This window comes from Balneolales bacterium ANBcel1 (assembly GCA_029688905.1).
Lineage (GTDB): Bacteria > Bacteroidota > Rhodothermia > Balneolales > Natronogracilivirgulaceae > SLLW01.
The window spans coordinates 260,964-277,129 of the sequence record JARULB010000004.1; the positions used below are offsets into that span (position 1 = coordinate 260,964).

General features: G+C 55.2%; 12 protein-coding genes. 7 read left to right on the forward strand and 5 right to left on the reverse strand.

The genetic code is table 11. From position 1 onward, the window contains the following. Nucleotides 1-41 precede the first annotated feature (41 nt). The 5 genes from rpiB to QA596_07330 all read left to right on the forward strand — a co-directional run bounded on the left by rpiB (nt 42) and on the right by QA596_07330 (nt 5,730). The gene (gene rpiB / locus QA596_07310) at nt 42-506 is read left to right on the forward strand and encodes a ribose 5-phosphate isomerase B (GenBank protein ID MDG5767266.1); all 465 of its coding nucleotides are present in this window, start codon (nt 42-44) and stop codon (nt 504-506) included. Between the two features lie 123 nt (nt 507-629). Further along, nucleotides 630-1,928 (forward strand): serine hydroxymethyltransferase, encoded by a 1,299-nt coding sequence (gene glyA / locus QA596_07315; protein ID MDG5767267.1) that lies wholly within the window; start codon nt 630-632, stop codon nt 1,926-1,928. Nucleotides 1,929-1,941: 13 nt separating this feature from the next. After that, nucleotides 1,942-2,796 carry a twin-arginine translocase subunit TatC gene (gene tatC, locus QA596_07320; protein MDG5767268.1) on the forward strand — a complete coding sequence of 285 codons (855 nt, stop codon included), beginning with the start codon at nt 1,942-1,944 and terminating at the stop codon, nt 2,794-2,796. A gap of 152 nt (nt 2,797-2,948) precedes the next feature. Then, entirely contained in the window at nt 2,949-5,108 is a 2,160-nt protein-coding gene (locus tag QA596_07325) for a thioredoxin domain-containing protein (GenBank protein MDG5767269.1), read from the forward strand. Between the two features lie 97 nt (nt 5,109-5,205). Then, on the forward strand, nt 5,206-5,730 hold the full coding sequence (locus tag QA596_07330) for an FKBP-type peptidyl-prolyl cis-trans isomerase (protein ID MDG5767270.1): 525 nt from the start codon (nt 5,206-5,208) through the stop codon (nt 5,728-5,730). A gap of 117 nt (nt 5,731-5,847) precedes the next feature. Here QA596_07330 and alr read toward each other — a convergent pair whose 3' ends face one another. The 3 genes from alr to QA596_07345 form a co-directional block, all read right to left on the reverse strand. Then, nucleotides 5,848-6,939 carry an alanine racemase gene (alr, locus tag QA596_07335; GenBank protein MDG5767271.1) on the reverse strand — a complete coding sequence of 364 codons (1,092 nt, stop codon included), beginning with the start codon at nt 6,937-6,939 and terminating at the stop codon, nt 5,848-5,850. Between the two features lie 21 nt (nt 6,940-6,960). Further along, nucleotides 6,961-7,998 carry a M50 family metallopeptidase gene (locus QA596_07340; GenBank protein MDG5767272.1) on the reverse strand — a complete coding sequence of 346 codons (1,038 nt, stop codon included), beginning with the start codon at nt 7,996-7,998 and terminating at the stop codon, nt 6,961-6,963. A 133-nt stretch (nt 7,999-8,131) separates the two neighbouring features. Next, entirely contained in the window at nt 8,132-9,757 is a 1,626-nt protein-coding gene (locus QA596_07345) for an NAD(P)/FAD-dependent oxidoreductase (GenBank protein ID MDG5767273.1), read from the reverse strand. A gap of 162 nt (nt 9,758-9,919) precedes the next feature. Here QA596_07345 and sppA point away from each other — a divergent pair, with 162 nt between their 5' ends. Then, entirely contained in the window at nt 9,920-11,713 is a 1,794-nt protein-coding gene (gene sppA, locus QA596_07350; protein MDG5767274.1) for a signal peptide peptidase SppA, read from the forward strand. 31 nt (nt 11,714-11,744) lie between these two features. Further along, on the forward strand, nt 11,745-12,575 hold the full coding sequence (locus QA596_07355; protein MDG5767275.1) for an MBL fold metallo-hydrolase: 831 nt from the start codon (nt 11,745-11,747) through the stop codon (nt 12,573-12,575). Between the two features lie 184 nt (nt 12,576-12,759). Here QA596_07355 and rho read toward each other — a convergent pair whose 3' ends face one another. Further along, nucleotides 12,760-14,646: a transcription termination factor Rho gene (rho, locus tag QA596_07360; protein MDG5767276.1), complete on the reverse strand. Its 1,887-nt coding sequence runs from the start codon at nt 14,644-14,646 to the stop codon at nt 12,760-12,762. 123 nt (nt 14,647-14,769) lie between these two features. Further along, nucleotides 14,770-16,080 carry a Mur ligase family protein gene (locus QA596_07365; protein MDG5767277.1) on the reverse strand — a complete coding sequence of 437 codons (1,311 nt, stop codon included), beginning with the start codon at nt 16,078-16,080 and terminating at the stop codon, nt 14,770-14,772. Nucleotides 16,081-16,166 lie beyond the last annotated feature (86 nt).

The window sequence follows — 16,166 nt, forward strand, 5'->3', positions numbered from 1 at the left end:
ATTTCCCCGATATCATATAACGGTTGGAAAGGACTCCAAAAATGGAAAAAAAGGAAAAAATGATTATCCCGATCGCATCCGATCATGCCGGCTTCGAAGCCAAGGAAATTGTGAAGCGCATACTTGACGAAATGGACATCACCACGATCGACTACGGTACGGATTCCGGCGAGTCTGTGGATTACCCGGACTTTGCCAACATGGTTTCGCAGACCGTAAACAACCGTGAGCATCCTGTCGGTATTCTCCTGTGCGGCAGTGGGCAGGGCATGTGCATGACGGCAAACAAGTATCCCCGAATCAGGGCTTCTTTGGTCTGGAACGATGAAATGGCCCGGCTCTCCCGGCAACACAACAACTCAAATATCCTCTGCCTTCCCGGCAAGTACCTCAATGAAGAGGAGCTGCGCTCCATTGTCAGCATCTGGCTGAATACGGAGTTTGAAGGCGGCCGGCACAAGACCCGGGTCGAGAAGATCAAACCCGTGAACCCCAACAGTGACTGACCCCGTTTGCGATGACGGCGACGCAGCGGCGGCACGGATGGTTTCGCGCCTGCCGGCTGCCCATGTCACTCCGCCGGTCCTGCCCGGAACTCGCATATCTAACCCAAATCATTCAACGCATCCATGAAGCATCTGAAAGACCAGGATCCCGAAGTATTCAGCCTCATTGAAAAAGAAACCGACCGGCAGAACCGGGGGATGGAACTCATCGCATCCGAAAACTTCACCAGCAAGGCGGTGATGGAAGCCATGGGCTCGTCGCTGACCAACAAGTACGCCGAGGGGCTGCCCGGCAAGCGCTACTACGGCGGATGCCGTTATGTGGATATTGTGGAAGACCTGGCGCGCGACCGTGCCAAAATCCTCTACGATGCCGAATGGGTCAATGTACAGCCCCACTCCGGGGCTACCGCCAACGCCGCTGTCTACCTCACCTTCATGCAGCCGGGAGAAACGCTGCTCGGCCTCGATCTCTCTCATGGCGGCCACCTCACGCATGGCTCTCCGGTCAATTTCTCCGGAATCACCTACAATGCCAGTTTTTACGGAGTCGACAAGGAGACGGGCCGGCTGGATATGAACGCCATCCGCGATACCGCCAAAAAGGTTCGCCCCAAGATGATCTCCATCGGCGCCTCGGCCTATCCGCGCGATTTCGATTACGAAGCTTTCCGCCAGATCGCCGATGAGGTAAATGCTTTTCTGTGGATGGATATGGCGCATACCGCCGGTCTTATTGCCGCCAAACTGCTTAAAGATCCGCTCCCCCATTCCCATGTGGTATCCACTACTACGCATAAAACCTTGCGGGGGCCCCGTGGTGGCATGATTCTGCTTGGCCGCGATGGCGAGAACACGCTTGGAAAAATCGCACCGAAATCGGGCCGTATCAAAAACTGGAGCGAACTGCTGGATTCGGCCGTTTTCCCCGGAACCCAGGGCGGGCCGCTCATGCATGTGATCGCCGGCAAGGCCGTCGCTTTCGGCGAAGCGCTGCAAAAGGATTTCGCAGGCTACCAGAAACAGGTGATCAGCAACAGCAAGGCGATGGCCACCAAATTCCTGGAAATGGGATACGACCTGGTCAGCGGCGGCACCGATAATCACCTCATACTTGTAGACCTCAGAAACAAGGGCATCACCGGAAAAACCGCCGAGGAAGCACTGGGACGGGCGGAGCTGACTGTCAACAAAAACATGGTGCCCTACGACACCGAGAGTCCGTTTGTGACTTCCGGCATCCGCATCGGCACTCCGGCCATGACCACCCGCGGCATGGGCAATGAGGAGTTTGTGCGCATCGCCGGGATGATGGACCGGGTTATGACCAACCCGACCGACGAAACCGTCATTTCAAAGGTCAAAAACGAGGTGCACGATATGTGCGAAAAATTCCCGCTCTACGACTTTGTAGTCGCCTGATTGAATAAACGCCATGGCCACAAGCGAAGCCACCGACCGCAGCGTTATGGGGGAAATCCCGCCCGCAGCATCCTCACCGGGCCTGCCGGATGAAATGTCTTTTCTGGATCATCTCGAGGAGTTGCGCTGGCGCATACTGAAGGGCCTGCTGGGCATCGGTATCGGCGTGATCGTAGCATTCTTTTTTTCCGATTTCATCATGGACAAGGTGCTGCTGGGTCCGGCCAAAGCAGACTTTTTTGTCTACGAATGGATCGGAATCAATGCCTCTGACCTGGACCTGCAGAACCGTCGCCTTCCCGGACAGTTTTTCACCTACTGGGGAACACTGCTGGTGGTCGGGTTTATTATCGGGGTTCCCGTGCTCTTCTACCAGCTATGGGCTTTCATCGCACCGGCTCTGGACAAGCGGGAACAGAAAGGCACCCGCCTGCTCGTTTTTTACATGACTCTGCTTTTTATCATGGGTGTCGGCTTCGGATATCTGATTCTCACACCGTTCGCCGTGCAGTTCTTCAGCAACTTTCAGATATCCGCTTCGGTGCGCAACGACATCGATATCAACGCCTACTTTTCGGCCCTGACCATGTGGAGCCTCTCCTGCGGTATCATATTCCAGCTTCCCATGGTAAGCTATGTCTTTTCGAAAATCGGGCTGCTCACCCCCGAAATACTTAGAAAGCACCGCAAATGGGCCATCATCGTCTGTTTCATCCTCGCCGCTTTCCTCACACCGCCCGACCCGGTTTCACAGATCATGATCGCCGTGCCCCTGTTGCTGCTTTACCAGCTGGGCATCTACATCAGCAAGGTGGTTAACAGGAAACGTGACCGGGAAATATGGGGACCGGAAGGCAGGCCGGAATAATTCGCAGTGCCCGGCAATCCCGTTTTCAGAGGAAACGGATTTAGAGGAATCTACCGTTTAGAGGGAACGACCACCGGTCCACTGCCGAAGACGAGGCCCCTTCGGCGGATGGCACCCGGCCACTTCACTACCCTGCTTCCAAACGATGACTTATGATGAAGACCAACCGGCTAATTAACGAGTCCTCCCTCTATCTGCGTCAGCACGCCCACAATCCGGTAGACTGGTACCCCTGGGGGGATGAGGTTCTGGAACGCGCCCGCCGCGAGAAACGCTTGATTTTCCTGAGTATCGGCTATTCCAGCTGTCACTGGTGTCATGTGATGGAACGGGAATCGTTTGAAGACCCGGAGACCGCGCGCCTGCTCAACACCCACTTCATCAATATCAAAGTGGACCGCGAGGAGCGACCCGATGTGGACGCGGTCTATATGGAGGCGCTGCAGATGATGACCGGACGCGGTGGATGGCCCCTGAACATCTGGCTGACTCCCGAACAGGTTCCCATCTTCGCCGGCACCTACTTCCCGCCACAAGATTATCATGGACGGCCCTCGTTCACTACCGTCATCCGGCGCCTGGCCGATGCCTTTCGCCAGTACCCGGAGAAAGTGCAACAGCAAGCGGCCGAAATGCGAAAGGCTCTGAACAGTGATATCTACGACCGGCTGAAACCCGCTGCCCTGTCCGGGTTGCAGCTTGATCGTGCCTTTCAGGCTCATGCCCAGAACTATGACCCGATTCACGGAGGCTTTTCGGAGGCGCCGAAGTTCCCGATGGCCATGAGCATCGGTTTCCTGCTGCGCTACGGCCACAAGCCCGGCAAACCGGAATCCGCCCCCGATCCGGCGCCGACCCGTACCCGTTCAGACACCTCCGCCTCTCCTCCGTCTCCTTCAGATCCGGCGACATCGGAAGCCCACCAAATGGCGTTGCACAGCCTCGAGAAAATGATATGCGGCGGCATTTACGACCAGGCAGGCGGCGGTTTTCACCGGTACAGCACCGACGGGGAATGGCTTGTTCCCCACTTCGAAAAGATGCTCTATGATAACGCGCTGCTGATTCCGGTGATGGCCGAGGCGGCGCAGCTTACCGGCACGCCGCTTTTCCGGGACGCCGTCGAGGAAACCATCGGTTTTCTGAACAGGGAAATGCGTCACCAGAACGGCGCCTATTACACCGCGCTCGACGCCGATACCGATGGTGTCGAAGGCAAATTCTACACCTTTTCCTTCCGGGAGCTGGAGGAGCTTCTGGAACCCGATTTGTTCCGGCTTGCCGCCGACCGGTTCGGGCTCACACCCGGCGGAAATTGGGAGGGAGTCAATATCCTCCACCGGGCTGCCGGAATCGGGGAGCTTGCCGCCGACCGCGGCAGCAGCACCGAATCCATCCACCGGAAACTGGAAAAAATAAAAGAGGCCATACGGAACTATCGCAACAAACGGACCCGCCCCGGCCTGGACGACAAGATCATCACATCCTGGAATGCGCTCATGCTCATCGCGCTGTGCCACTCCAGCCGCTCTCTCGGCCGCAGTGATGATGACGCGGTTCGCCTCGGTGACTTTCTGACCCGGCACGCCCTCTCCGGCGACACCCTCTACCGCATCATCGATAATCATGGCACAGCCAAACAACCGGGTTTTCTGGATGACTATGCCCTGCTGACGGACGGATTCACACGCCTGTTCGAAATCACGGGCGACCCCGCCCGGCTCGAGCTTGCCGTACAACTGACCGAACGGATGCTGGACCTTTTCTTCGACCGGGATAAAAATGCTTTCCGCTACTCCGCCCGCGGCCAGGCCCCGCTCGTATCCGAAACCCGTGACGTTTTCGACAACGCCATGCCGGGCGGCAACTCTGCAGCCATAGCCGCGCTGTACCGGGCCGGGCACCTTGCCGGCCGCCCCGAATGGATTCGAACCGCGGTTACTGCCATGGAGCCGCTTTCAGAAATCGCCGCCGAACACGCGACCGCTTTCGGATATCTGCTTCAGACGATGCATCGGCACATCCATCCCGGCAACGAAATCGTAATCGTATGTCCGCCAGAATCCACCCCCGAAACCGATCCCGTGGCAAAAAAAATGGCCGCCATCTGGCGAGAATACTACGACCCGTCTTCGTATCTTGTGACAATCGCCGGAAACACCTCCTTCAAGGGCACCGCGTTCGAGGCGTTGTACGGTGACAAGCAAGCCCGCAACGGACAAACAACCGCCTACATCTGCCGTGATTTTGAATGTCGTGCTCCGGTGCATTCTCCAGAGATGTTTCGGGAAAAAATCGTATCATCCCGGTAATTTTTAACACAACTTGGGAATGACGTATTCGTTTACCTAATCAGTTGTTCCCGGATGATCATTATTCGCAACACCACATACAGAACCCGAAGAATTCATGTTGAATCAAAACGCCTCCTCTTCCCTGCTATTTATTACACTGGCCCTGGCACTGACTGTCGCACTTGCCTCGTGCGATGACAACAATATAACATCCATCAGTTACCACGATATTGGTCCCTTCGACCTCTCCGGTGCTGAACGCATCGAAACCGAAGAAGGGCTGGTCATCTACGAACACCAGGAAGGAGACGGAGCCCAGATCGCCGAAGAGGTCCACCAGGTCCTGATACGCTACACCGGCCGAACGACCGACGGGGAAATTTTCGACAGTTCCTACCGGAACGAGTTTGACAGTCCGCGTTCCATGAATGTCCGCAGAAACGATCTGATTCGAGGCTTTTTCCAGGGCCTGGTTGGGGTACATGTGGACGGTGAACGGAAGTATTATTCAAGGGAAGGCACACAACGGACGCTCATCATCCCCCCGGAACTGGGCTATGGAGACAGCCCGGGCCACTGGCTGGGCAGCGACACCCTGATTTTCGATTTCGAGATTATCGAAATTTCATTCCAGGACTAACTTCCGCCGAAACGAAACACCCTGCAGGGTTTCAGCTCCGAAACATATCGCGGGGTCTGGCCGCAATTTTCGCCGGTTTTCATTTCGTTTTGCCGGAAACTCTTGACGATGCGATAATCAGACCAGTTTTCGGGGTATATTCGGATGAATCCCGCAACATATTTCATAGGGGATGGTACCGATGGCATCTGCCCACAGCGCGGCATGGTTTCGCTCTCCTCCCATCAGCGTCACTTCCGTACCGGGCTTGTAGCGGTCATCTCCCAGCCAAACCATGATATAGTCCATGGTTACGCATCCTGCTTGCGGATACCACTTTCCGTCGATTTCCACCGGCATCAGCCCGGACAAATTACGGCGATAACCGTCGGCATAGCCGGAGGGAATGATTGCCAGCCGGCCGTCCGCCGGTGCTTCCCATGTCGCGCCGTAGCTCACCGTATCCCCTTTGCGGATGATCTTGCAGTCGGCCACCCGGGATTTCCACCGCATCACGGGGCGGAATTCCGGTGATGGGTCAGGCGTCGGGTCGTAGCCGTACAGGGCGATGCCGTGGCGCACCATATCGCCATGGCTGTCGGGGTGATCGAGCGAAGCGGCGGAGTTCGCTGCGTGGAATATCATCTGCCGGCTATCCGGCAAACGGTCGTAAAAAAAACTGCGCATCTCCCGAAACCGCTCTTTCTGGAGTTCCATATGGCTGGAGCCGGATTCATCGGCAGTAGCGAAGTGGGTCATCACCCCTTCGCAATGCAGATCGGCCCGCTCTTCCACCATCCGGGCGACCTCCTCCAGGGCGCGATGCGAAAAACCGAGCCGGCCCATACCCGTATCGATCTCCATATGATAGCGCGTACCTGACTTCAACAAACGGAAATGGTCGGGAGCGCTCACTACCGCAATCAGATCGTGTGAAAGGAAGGTCCCGGCGGCCTCCCGGACGGGCACCCCGAAAACCAGGATATCCCGGGTGATACCCGCATCCCTGAGCTCCATGCCTTCGGCAACATTCGCCACTGCGAAGGCATCATACGTGTCCGCCAGTACGGGGGCAATCAACGAGGCTCCGTGCCCGTAGGCATTGGCCTTGACAACGGCCATGGACCGTACCCCCGGCGCCAGATTTTTCTGAAGTTGCCGGGCGTTGGCTCGCAACGACTCCCGGTCCAGCTCCAGACAGGATTGATAAAACGGATACAGGGTGTTCATGACGCGGTTAATTCCGGCGGTTTATGCAAGACCTTCCTCGTTATTTTGCGGAGGAAATATTACGCTCTTGTGCTGCAATAACCAAAAGCGAATTTCATTGGCGTCGCTCATCCCCAGGATGGTTCCGTCCTTCAGCACAGGGAGGAGGTCCGCTTTCAGCGAGACGCCGGGTTTATAGGTCGATTCATCCTCTACATCCACAAAGTATCCCCTTTCAACCGGCCGGTACAGATGGTCGAGCGGCTCTTCGTTCTCGGGAAGCTTTTCAATATCCCGGCCCAGAACCACCGACTCCAGCTCTCCGTTGCTGGATACCGGAATCACGGCGTTCGGCAGGTATCGGGCATCAATCCGGTTGATCTGCCGGATGATGGAAGCCGGACTGCGCTTTTCGTGAATCCGGAAGACCAGATCCTCAAACCGTGGCCGGTAGATGAGCTCGTCCCGCCCGCTGTAGGCTGTGTACCAGAGATAACCGGCCAGCAGAGCGGCCCAGAAAGAGGTTCTAAAGCCCTCAATGAATGTAAGCACCAGGGTAATGACCAGCAGCCCGATGATGATGCCGATACTGATGTAGTAGGTCAGGATGGATGCCTTGTAGAAATATCGCTTGAAGTGCCAGAGTACCGCCCGCAGGGCGCGGCCGCCGTCCAGCGGAAAAATCGGGAGCAGATTGAACCCGCACAGGAGCAGATTCATGTAGAAGACAAACTGAAGCACGAGGAACGCCTCGTTGTGGTCCTGATGGATGACCTGTGACAACCCCCATGCGGCTCCGGCAAAAAGAAGAGAAGCTACCGGTCCGGCAAGGGCGATCAACATCTCCTCGACCGGCCTCATCGGCCGCTGTTTCAACTCGGCCATCCCCCCGAACAGATAGAGATGAATGCGTTCCAGCGGGAGTTTCAGGGCCCGGGCCGCCAGCGCATGCCCGTACTCATGAAAAAAGATGGAAAGCGACAAAAACAGGGAGGATACGATGCCCATGGCCCAGTATACCCAGGTGGCCTGTGTGAACATGATTTGCGGGAAGTAGCGGTCGCTGAGAATCCATGCCATGAAAATAATGACTACCGGCAACAGAGGATCGATCGTGATCCTGAGCCCGTTACGGCGGGTGCCTGTTCTTCTCCGATATGTAAGCCGTTGCCCGTGCACGCTTGTTCTGTTTTCGCGTTATCTGTGGGGACGGTCAGGACCGCCTCCAGCCAAACCATCGTTTTTCTTTGCGGATGTCTTTCAATATAACGTGTGCCGCGTTGTATCCGGCCGCGGCAAACACCCCCCCGCCGGGATGGCAGGATGCACTGGAAAGATACAGATTTTTCACCGGGGTTTTATAGCGGCTCAGTTCGGGAGTAGGCCGGAACAGGAACATCTGGTCGAAGGTCATCTCCACATGCATGACATTGCCGCGCGGCATGCCGTGTTTTCGTTCAATATCGGGAGGTGCCTGGATGTACCAGTCAATCAGCTTGTCTTTCATATTGGGTGCATAGCGGGTGACCACATCGTATATCTTTTGGGCCTCCTGTTCCCGGATATCATCCCATTGCCGTCCTCCGGAGAGCTTCCACGGGTGCCACTGGGCCCAGGCATAGAGCAGATGGCGGCCTTCCGGAGCCAGTGAGGGATCAATTTTGGTAAACGTCATTGCCAGCACCGACGGATGTTCCGGCGTTCTTCCCGCCTTGAAATCCCCCAGTGAGGCATCCATGTATTCGCGGGATGGAACCAGAAGTTGCAGTCCGTTGTGGATCAGCGGGTCGTCGGGGCATGCGTCATATACGGGCAGCTCTTCCACCGCGCAGCGGATGATCATTCCGAACCCGTTCCCGACATTGATATCGCCCACCCGTTTGAACAGCGCGGGTGACAGATGTTCGGGCCCTACCATGGAGAGCATGGTGGTCTGTACATGGGCATTGGATACCACTCGCCGGGCGGCGATCTCTTCCCCGCTTTGTAGCCTGACGCCCACCGCCCTGCCGCTGATGCCGTCCGGCCGGATGAGAATCCTGTCGACCGGCGCGTTCAACCGGACCTCCCCGCCATGGGCCTCCAGCATACGGATCATCGCTTGCGTCAGCATGCCGCTCCCTCCTTTCGGGCGTTTGCCCCCGCTTTCATGCAGCATCGCCTGCCATCCGACAAAATCGGCGGTGGCCGTCTGATCGGGCGGCGGACCCGATTGCGCGGCAAACCACAACAGAGCCGTCTTTACCGACTCATTTTCAAAATATTCGTCCACTACCTGTCCGTAGCTGCTCAATATCTTTCGAATTCCATCCACCTGATCCCCTTTGCCGAACATGGAGCCGTCGCGGAGCTGCCCCGCCAAAATCTCCCGAAACAGTCCGCCGGGTGCCGGAGGCGTCAAAAAGGTGGTCAGCACCCTCTTGTTGATCCGTTTCCAGAAATCGATAAAATCCCGGTAGGCGGCCGCGTCCGGTGGCGAGACGGCGGCGATCGACTCCATGGTCTTTTCCACCGACCGGTGAAAATGGATCACGCCTCCTCCCGGCACGGGGTACGACATGAACGGATCCATTTCAATATATTCCAGCCCATACGATTCCAGGTCGAGATCGCGGATTACCGGTGTCTGGTGGATCATGAAATGGGCGGATGAGCCCACATCGACGCGATAGCCCTCCGGGGCCTCCGGCGTTTCAAACATGGGCTCGGTACAGACGGCGCCGCCCGGTGTTTCCCGCCGCTCGAGCACGCACACCTTATGCCCGGATTTTGCCAGATAACAGGCCGTCGTGAGTCCGTTGTGCCCCGACCCGATTACGATAACATCATAGCTGTTCAATAGTTACCTCTAATATCCATTTTTTATGGCGAAATAAATTCTTCACTGAAACATTTTTATCAAAAAACTCGTACAGCACGGGAATAATTCTGCCAATTTACGAGTTTTGTTTACGTACAAAAGTCGTAATTTCATTTCCGCCACCTTCCACAAAATCGACACATGATGGGTTTCTTCAAAACATTCTTTGCCACTCTGCTGGCCATAATCGTCTCCTTTTTCTTTTTGTTCCTGATCGGCATGATCCTTGTAATCTCGTCTCAAAAGGAGACGGAGCCCTATGTAAGAGACGGTTCCGTTCTTGAAATCCGCATGGGTATGACGCTCAGCGAACGTCCTCCGGATGATCCGCTCAGCCTGCTGTTTCAGGAGAGTTCACGGGCGCCGGTCACCTTGCGCGGGCTGGAAAGCAGCCTGACCAAAGCAGCCGCCGACGACCGTATCGAAGGCGTTTGGTTCCAGGTCAACAACCTCTCGGCCTCATGGAACCACCTGGTCGCGCTTCGAGAGATGATGCTCACGTTCAGGGAAGAGTCCGGCAAGTTCATCTATGTGTCGACCGATGACCTCGGCTTTAATGAGCAGAGTTATTTTCTGGCTACCGCCGCAGACTCCATTTTTTCACCACCTGAAACATTTTTTGAATTTGACGGCTTTTTCATGCAGACGGTCTTTTTCAGTGAATTTCTCGACAAAATAGGTGTGGAGGCGGAAATTTTCCGTGCCGGGGCCTACAAGAGCGCAATGGAGCCTCTGTACCGAAACGATCTTTCGGATGAAAACCGCGAGCAGATGCGGGCGATTATCGACAATGTGGCCGACACGTTTCTGAGCGCCGTTTCCGAGCGAACAGGCATGTCCAGGGATGAGCTGGATACCATCATGAACGAGGCGCAGATATTTACTTCCAGAAGCGCCTACGAACAGGGCCTGATTGATGCGCTCGTCTATCCTGATGAACTGGAAACCCGAATCGAGGAGCGTATCAAGGAGATGGGGCACCGTGAAATGCGCACCATCCGATTCGGCCGTTACAACAGGGTGAGCCCCTCAGGTGCCGGGGTGGAGCAAGTATCCACTTCCAACAAAATTGCGGTTATCTATGCCAATGGCAATATCATGCCCGAGACCAGCGAACCCGGCATGTTCCCAGGGTCTACGGACAACATCACAGCCAGGAATTTAAGCGAGAATATCGAATCCGCACTCGAAGACGACGATGTCAAGGCCATTGTCCTCCGCATTAACAGTCCGGGTGGATCGGGTGCCACCTCCGATCTTATCTGGCACAAAGTTAAACGCGCTGCAGAAGAGAAGCCTGTAATCGCCTCATTCGGCTCGGTAGCCGCCAGCGGCGGGTATTATATCGGCATGTCGGCCGACACCATTGTGGCGTCTTCCCAGACCATTACCGGCTCCATCGGCGTTTTCGGCGCGCATATGAACATGCAGGAACTCCTGAACAACAAACTGGGTATCTATTTCGACGAAGTAACTTCACACGAGCAGGCAATATGGGGCTCTCCCGACAAGCCACTCGATGAAATGACCCGCCGCATGATCCAGAGCTATGTGGATGATTTTTACGATGTGTTCCTGAACCGGGTTGCCGAAAGCCGGAATATGACTCCCGAAGACGTGCATGAAGTAGCCCAGGGACGGGTCTGGACCGGGCCTGACGCACTGGAGACCGGACTGGTGGATGTTATCGGCGAACTGGATACCGCCATCTCCATTGCCGCGGAAAAAGCGGGTATCGACGAGTATAATATAGAAATGCTTCCCAGACCGAAATCCCTTTTTGATCTATTCAGCGGATCAGCACAGGCACAAATCCGCTATTTCATGAATCCGGGATTAAAGGAACTGGAGTCATTGGATCCGATTATTCATATATTGAGAAACGATCCGCGCACAGCGATTGCGCGCATTCCGTTCGATCATAAAATCCACTAAAATCAACAGGTAACACGCGCAGGACCAGGCTATGGACATCGGTGGTTTCCGGGCAGAACAGCTGAGTGAGGGAATTTTTGAAATCTCTTCCGGTGGATCTATCCAGAAGATCCGAAATCATCAGCAGGAGAAGACGGCGCTTGCTTCCGTCCAGCGAGTGGGGCTGGATCCCGTGCTGATCGATACCGGCAACACCCTGGTGCTGCTGGATGCCGGTTTGGGCATGGGCCTGGACTCCAGTGAACCCGACCGCAATACCTCCAACCTGCTAACCAACCTGGAGATATTCGGATACCGCCCCGGAGATATACGGCACGTCATTTTGAGCCACCTCCACTATGATCACGTCGCCGGGCTAAGCTACACCGACCGCGCAGGCAACGTCACCGCCTCGCTACCCAACGCACGGATTTATGTGCAGCAAGCCGAGTGGGATGCCGCCATGCACAGCCTGGAAAACCGGAAGTATAACCGGGAAGTGGGCTATGACCCGGATGACCTCTACCGGCTGGTTGCCGACGGCAGGTTTGTCTTCCTCCAAAAGGAACGGCAGGAAATTCTGGACGGTTTTACCGTCATCCGTACCGGCGGGCACACACCCGGACACCAAATCGTGCGAATCCGGAGCGGAAGAGAGACTGCCTATTATTGTGGCGACCTCATCCCCAGCGAGTTCCATCTGAACCATTATGTCCTGAGCAGGGTCGATACGGATATCACCAAAGCCCGGAAAGCCAGAATGCTGCTGATGCAGCAGGCATACCACGATCAGGCAACACTGCTGTTTTACCATTCTGTTTACCAGAAGGCGGGCAAAGTGACTCGTGACAAAAACCGGAAATTCGTGCTCCGGAACAAGTAGCCCGGGCTCTCCGAAGCGATACTGCTCCGTTGCTCCGGCGATAGACCGGCAACCTGGCATCAGCGATGGACCTCAGATAGACTCCCGCAAATGACCGGCAACCAGAGTCCAGCAAGGAACCTCAGCCAGACCCCGACGTTGGCATCCAGGCATCGGCTGCAGGCATCCGAAAGACGCTTGAACCCTACTGATTCATCGACAGAAGAAACTCGTGGTTGCTTCGGGTTCCCTTCATTTTATCGAGCAGAAACTCCATGGCTTCATGGGGCGTCATGGTGGTAAGGTAACGCCGCAACAGCACCACTTTTTCACGCTCGGCCTCGTCAACCAGCAAATCCTCTCTTCGCGTACCGCTCTTGAACACATCAATGGACGGGAAAATACGCCGCTCGGAGAGACGGCGATCCAGCACCAGTTCCATGTTACCGGTGCCCTTGAACTCCTCAAAGATCACATCGTCCATCCGCGAGCCGGTATCCACCAGGGCGGTGGCGACGATCGTCAGGCTTCCGCCGTCTTCGATATTCCGGGCAGAGCTGAAAAGTTTTCGAGGCTTTTTCAGTGCCTCGGCATCCACCCCGCCCGACATGGTGCGGCCGGTGTTGGAACAGATGTTGTATGCGCGTCCCAATCGGGTAATCGAGTCCATAAGCACCAGCACGTCGTGTCCGCTCTCCACCATGCGTTTCGCTTTTTCAAAAACGATCTCCGCAAGTCCGATATGATTTTCCGGCTTCTGGTCGAAGGTAGACGCAACTACCTCGGCGCTGGTCACATTTCGCTCCATTTCGGTAACTTCCTCAGGGCGCTCATCCACCAGCAGAATGATGATTTTGGTGTCGGGATTGTTGGCGGCCACTGCGTTGGCGATGTTGCGCAGAATGGTGGTTTTGCCCGTCTTGGGCTGGGCCACAATCATGCCCCGCTGCCCTTTTCCGATAGGGGCAAACAGATCGACCAGCCGGGTGGTGTAGTCCGGAGCGCTGTACTCCAGAACATAGCGGCTGTCCGGGTAGACCGGAAGCAGGTCATCAAAATCCTTCCGGGAATCCATATTCGACGGTACCCGGCCGTTGACGCCATCCACCCGAAGCAGGGCAAAATAGCGTTCCCCGATTTTCGGTGGCCGGATAACCCCGATGACACTGTCCCCTTGTTTCAGGCAGAAGCGCTTGATCTGTGACGGTGATACATAGATATCATCCGGGCTGGCCGAATAGTGATAATTGACCGATCGCAGAAAGCCGTACCCGTCGGGAAGAATTTCGAGAGTGCCTTCGTTCATTAAATGTCCGCCGAGCTGGGGCTCAATCTCGCTAAGCCGCTCTTCCAGGGTTTCGGCTTCAGAGATCGGAAGCTTGTTATTCACATGCTTTTTGCCGCTTTCCTGATCCTGGCTCTGCTGCTTTTGTTTTTTGGGGGATGGGGATGGAGCCTGTGGCTCATTTCTGCTTTTCTGCTTTTTACCGCGGACTTTCCCGCCCTCTTTTCGGGATGGCTTTCTTTCGGACGTGTCGGATTTGCGGAAACCGGAGGGTTGTCCCTCTCCCGCTGATTTACGCGTGTCCGGGGCAGACTTACGGCCCTGATCGGCAGGCTTCCGGGAACCCTCTTCTTTGCGATGCTGGTCTGGCGCTCCCTTACGCTCTGCCGGTGACTCCCCGCCCGGTCCAGAGCTCTCCTTCATATTGCCAGGATGCTCCTGTTGGTCAAATGAATTTTGCGATTCACCTGTCTCAGGTCCATTCTGAGGATTTCGCGATGTGGAATCGTCTTCCACTTTCCGGGGCTTCTTGTACTTGCTCAGGTCCTTCTTCCGGTACATGGGCACATCGGGATTACTCCCGGAACCTGCCTTTTCTTCGTCAAAGGAAATCAGCTGCTGCGCCTGTTGGCTGGCAACTTCCCGAAGCCGCTCGATGAGTGTTTGTTTTCGCAATCCGGTCACAGGTTTAAGGCCCGATTTTCTGGCCAGGTCCTGCAATTCTTTAAGCGTCTTGTTTTGTATATGATCCAGTTCTTTCAATGCTATACCAACTTGGTGTAGGTAAAATTCATAATCCGCAGGCATACCTCCTGAAGTGCTGGAAAGCGCAACGATTTCATCAGGGATAAGCGAAAATCCGGTTATGCGGATTTTAGTCAGCGACTATAGGTAAGAGGTGTTTTGCAACAATACGGAGAGAGGAAACAGCTATAAGGTCCTGATGATTCTCGAAATCCATCTTTTGACCCTAGAGTAAAAATAGAAACTTCCTGTGAAAATTACCACTTGTTCTTCTAAGCCTGCTAAGAAATCGATGATTTCCTCTTCCTGGGGGGGCAAAGGTTTAATATCGGGCAAATATGGCGTTATTTGCGTAATATCTGCCGCCCTCTCCATGTGCAAGGTATAATAGTAGTTTTTTTTAAAAACGGAAAACGGTGTGAGGATTTTTTTTTCGGCCTTGTCCTTCATCAAACTCAATACCATAACGGGCTCAGTGCCCCATTCGTGCCTTTGTATGGTATCGATCAACGAACCAACGGCTTCCGTGTTATGCGCACCGTCAAAGTACCACGGCAACCGGGGATGCAGCCGTTCAAAACGGCCGGGAAGCCAGCCTCGGCCGTGTACATCGCGTATCGCCCGCTGGAACAACGGCAGCGAAACCGGATAGTCCGGGTTCAGGAGGATGGTTACGAGTCTGGCCATGGCAACATTCCAGCGTTGAACCGGGGCTGCGAGGTCTGTGTTCACTTCAATTCTTCGACCATTTTCGTTGAATCTGATACGGCTCCGAATCCCCTTCGTATGATTTTCCGCTGTAAACCGGGGCCGCATGGATCGCGCATCCAGCAGCTCCGAACCGTGCTTCTCAGCTATCCGAGTGATGACATCCCTGGCTGTGGCGGGCATCGATCCGATAACAACAGGACGCCCCTCCTTGATGATCCCGGCTTTTTCTGTTGCGATTGCCCGAATGGTACTTCCCAAAAAGTTCATGTGATCGTATCCGACCGATGTAATCACCGAAATCATCGGTACGATAATATTGGTCGCATCCAGGCGGCCGCCCAGACCGGTCTCGATTACAGCCAGATCCACATTCCGCTCCCGGAACCACCAAAAAGCGATCGCCACGCTGATCTCAAAATAGCTTGGCTTCAGTTCCTCCAGCAGCCCGGCATGCAGCTGGAAAAACCGGATCAGTTCCTCTTCCTCAATCATGATTCCATTAATCCGAAACCGTTCCCTGAGGTCCATAAGATGGGGAGAGGTGAACAATCCGCAGGTAAATCCGGCCTCCTGATACACTTTCGCAAGTATTGCGCTCACACTCCCCTTCCCGTTGGTTCCCGCGACATGGATCGCAGGCACACTTCGCTCGGGACGCCCGGTACGGCTGAAAAAGTCGCGCATGGGCCCAAGGCCCAGACGTGCCGCCACGGCCCCGTGTACCTGAAAAGACGGCAACCGGTCAAGGTACCGGTTCACATCGGAAATATCTGAAAATCGATTCACCAGAACAGAGCGTTAACAGTGCGGTTAGCTGCCCTCGAATATCGTATATTGCAGCCAGTAACGCACGAATTAATTTGAAAGCACCG

Bases quoted from the DNA above. Each gene is read 5' to 3' on its own strand.
- rpiB (MDG5767266.1), top strand. From the start codon at position 42: ATGGAAAAAAAGGAAAAAATGATTATCCCGATCGCATCCGATCATGCC.
- glyA (MDG5767267.1), top strand. From the start codon at position 630: ATGAAGCATCTGAAAGACCAGGATCCCGAAGTATTCAGCCTCATTGAA.
- QA596_07355 (MDG5767275.1), top strand. From the start codon at position 11,745: ATGGACATCGGTGGTTTCCGGGCAGAACAGCTGAGTGAGGGAATTTTT.
- QA596_07340 (MDG5767272.1), bottom strand. From the start codon at position 7,998: ATGGCATGGATTCTCAGCGACCGCTACTTCCCGCAAATCATGTTCACA.
- sppA (MDG5767274.1), top strand. From the start codon at position 9,920: ATGATGGGTTTCTTCAAAACATTCTTTGCCACTCTGCTGGCCATAATC.
- rho (MDG5767276.1), bottom strand. From the start codon at position 14,646: ATGCCTGCGGATTATGAATTTTACCTACACCAAGTTGGTATAGCATTG.
- QA596_07330 (MDG5767270.1), top strand. From the start codon at position 5,206: ATGTTGAATCAAAACGCCTCCTCTTCCCTGCTATTTATTACACTGGCC.
- tatC (MDG5767268.1), top strand. From the start codon at position 1,942: ATGGCCACAAGCGAAGCCACCGACCGCAGCGTTATGGGGGAAATCCCG.
- alr (MDG5767271.1), bottom strand. From the start codon at position 6,939: ATGAACACCCTGTATCCGTTTTATCAATCCTGTCTGGAGCTGGACCGG.
- QA596_07325 (MDG5767269.1), top strand. From the start codon at position 2,949: ATGATGAAGACCAACCGGCTAATTAACGAGTCCTCCCTCTATCTGCGT.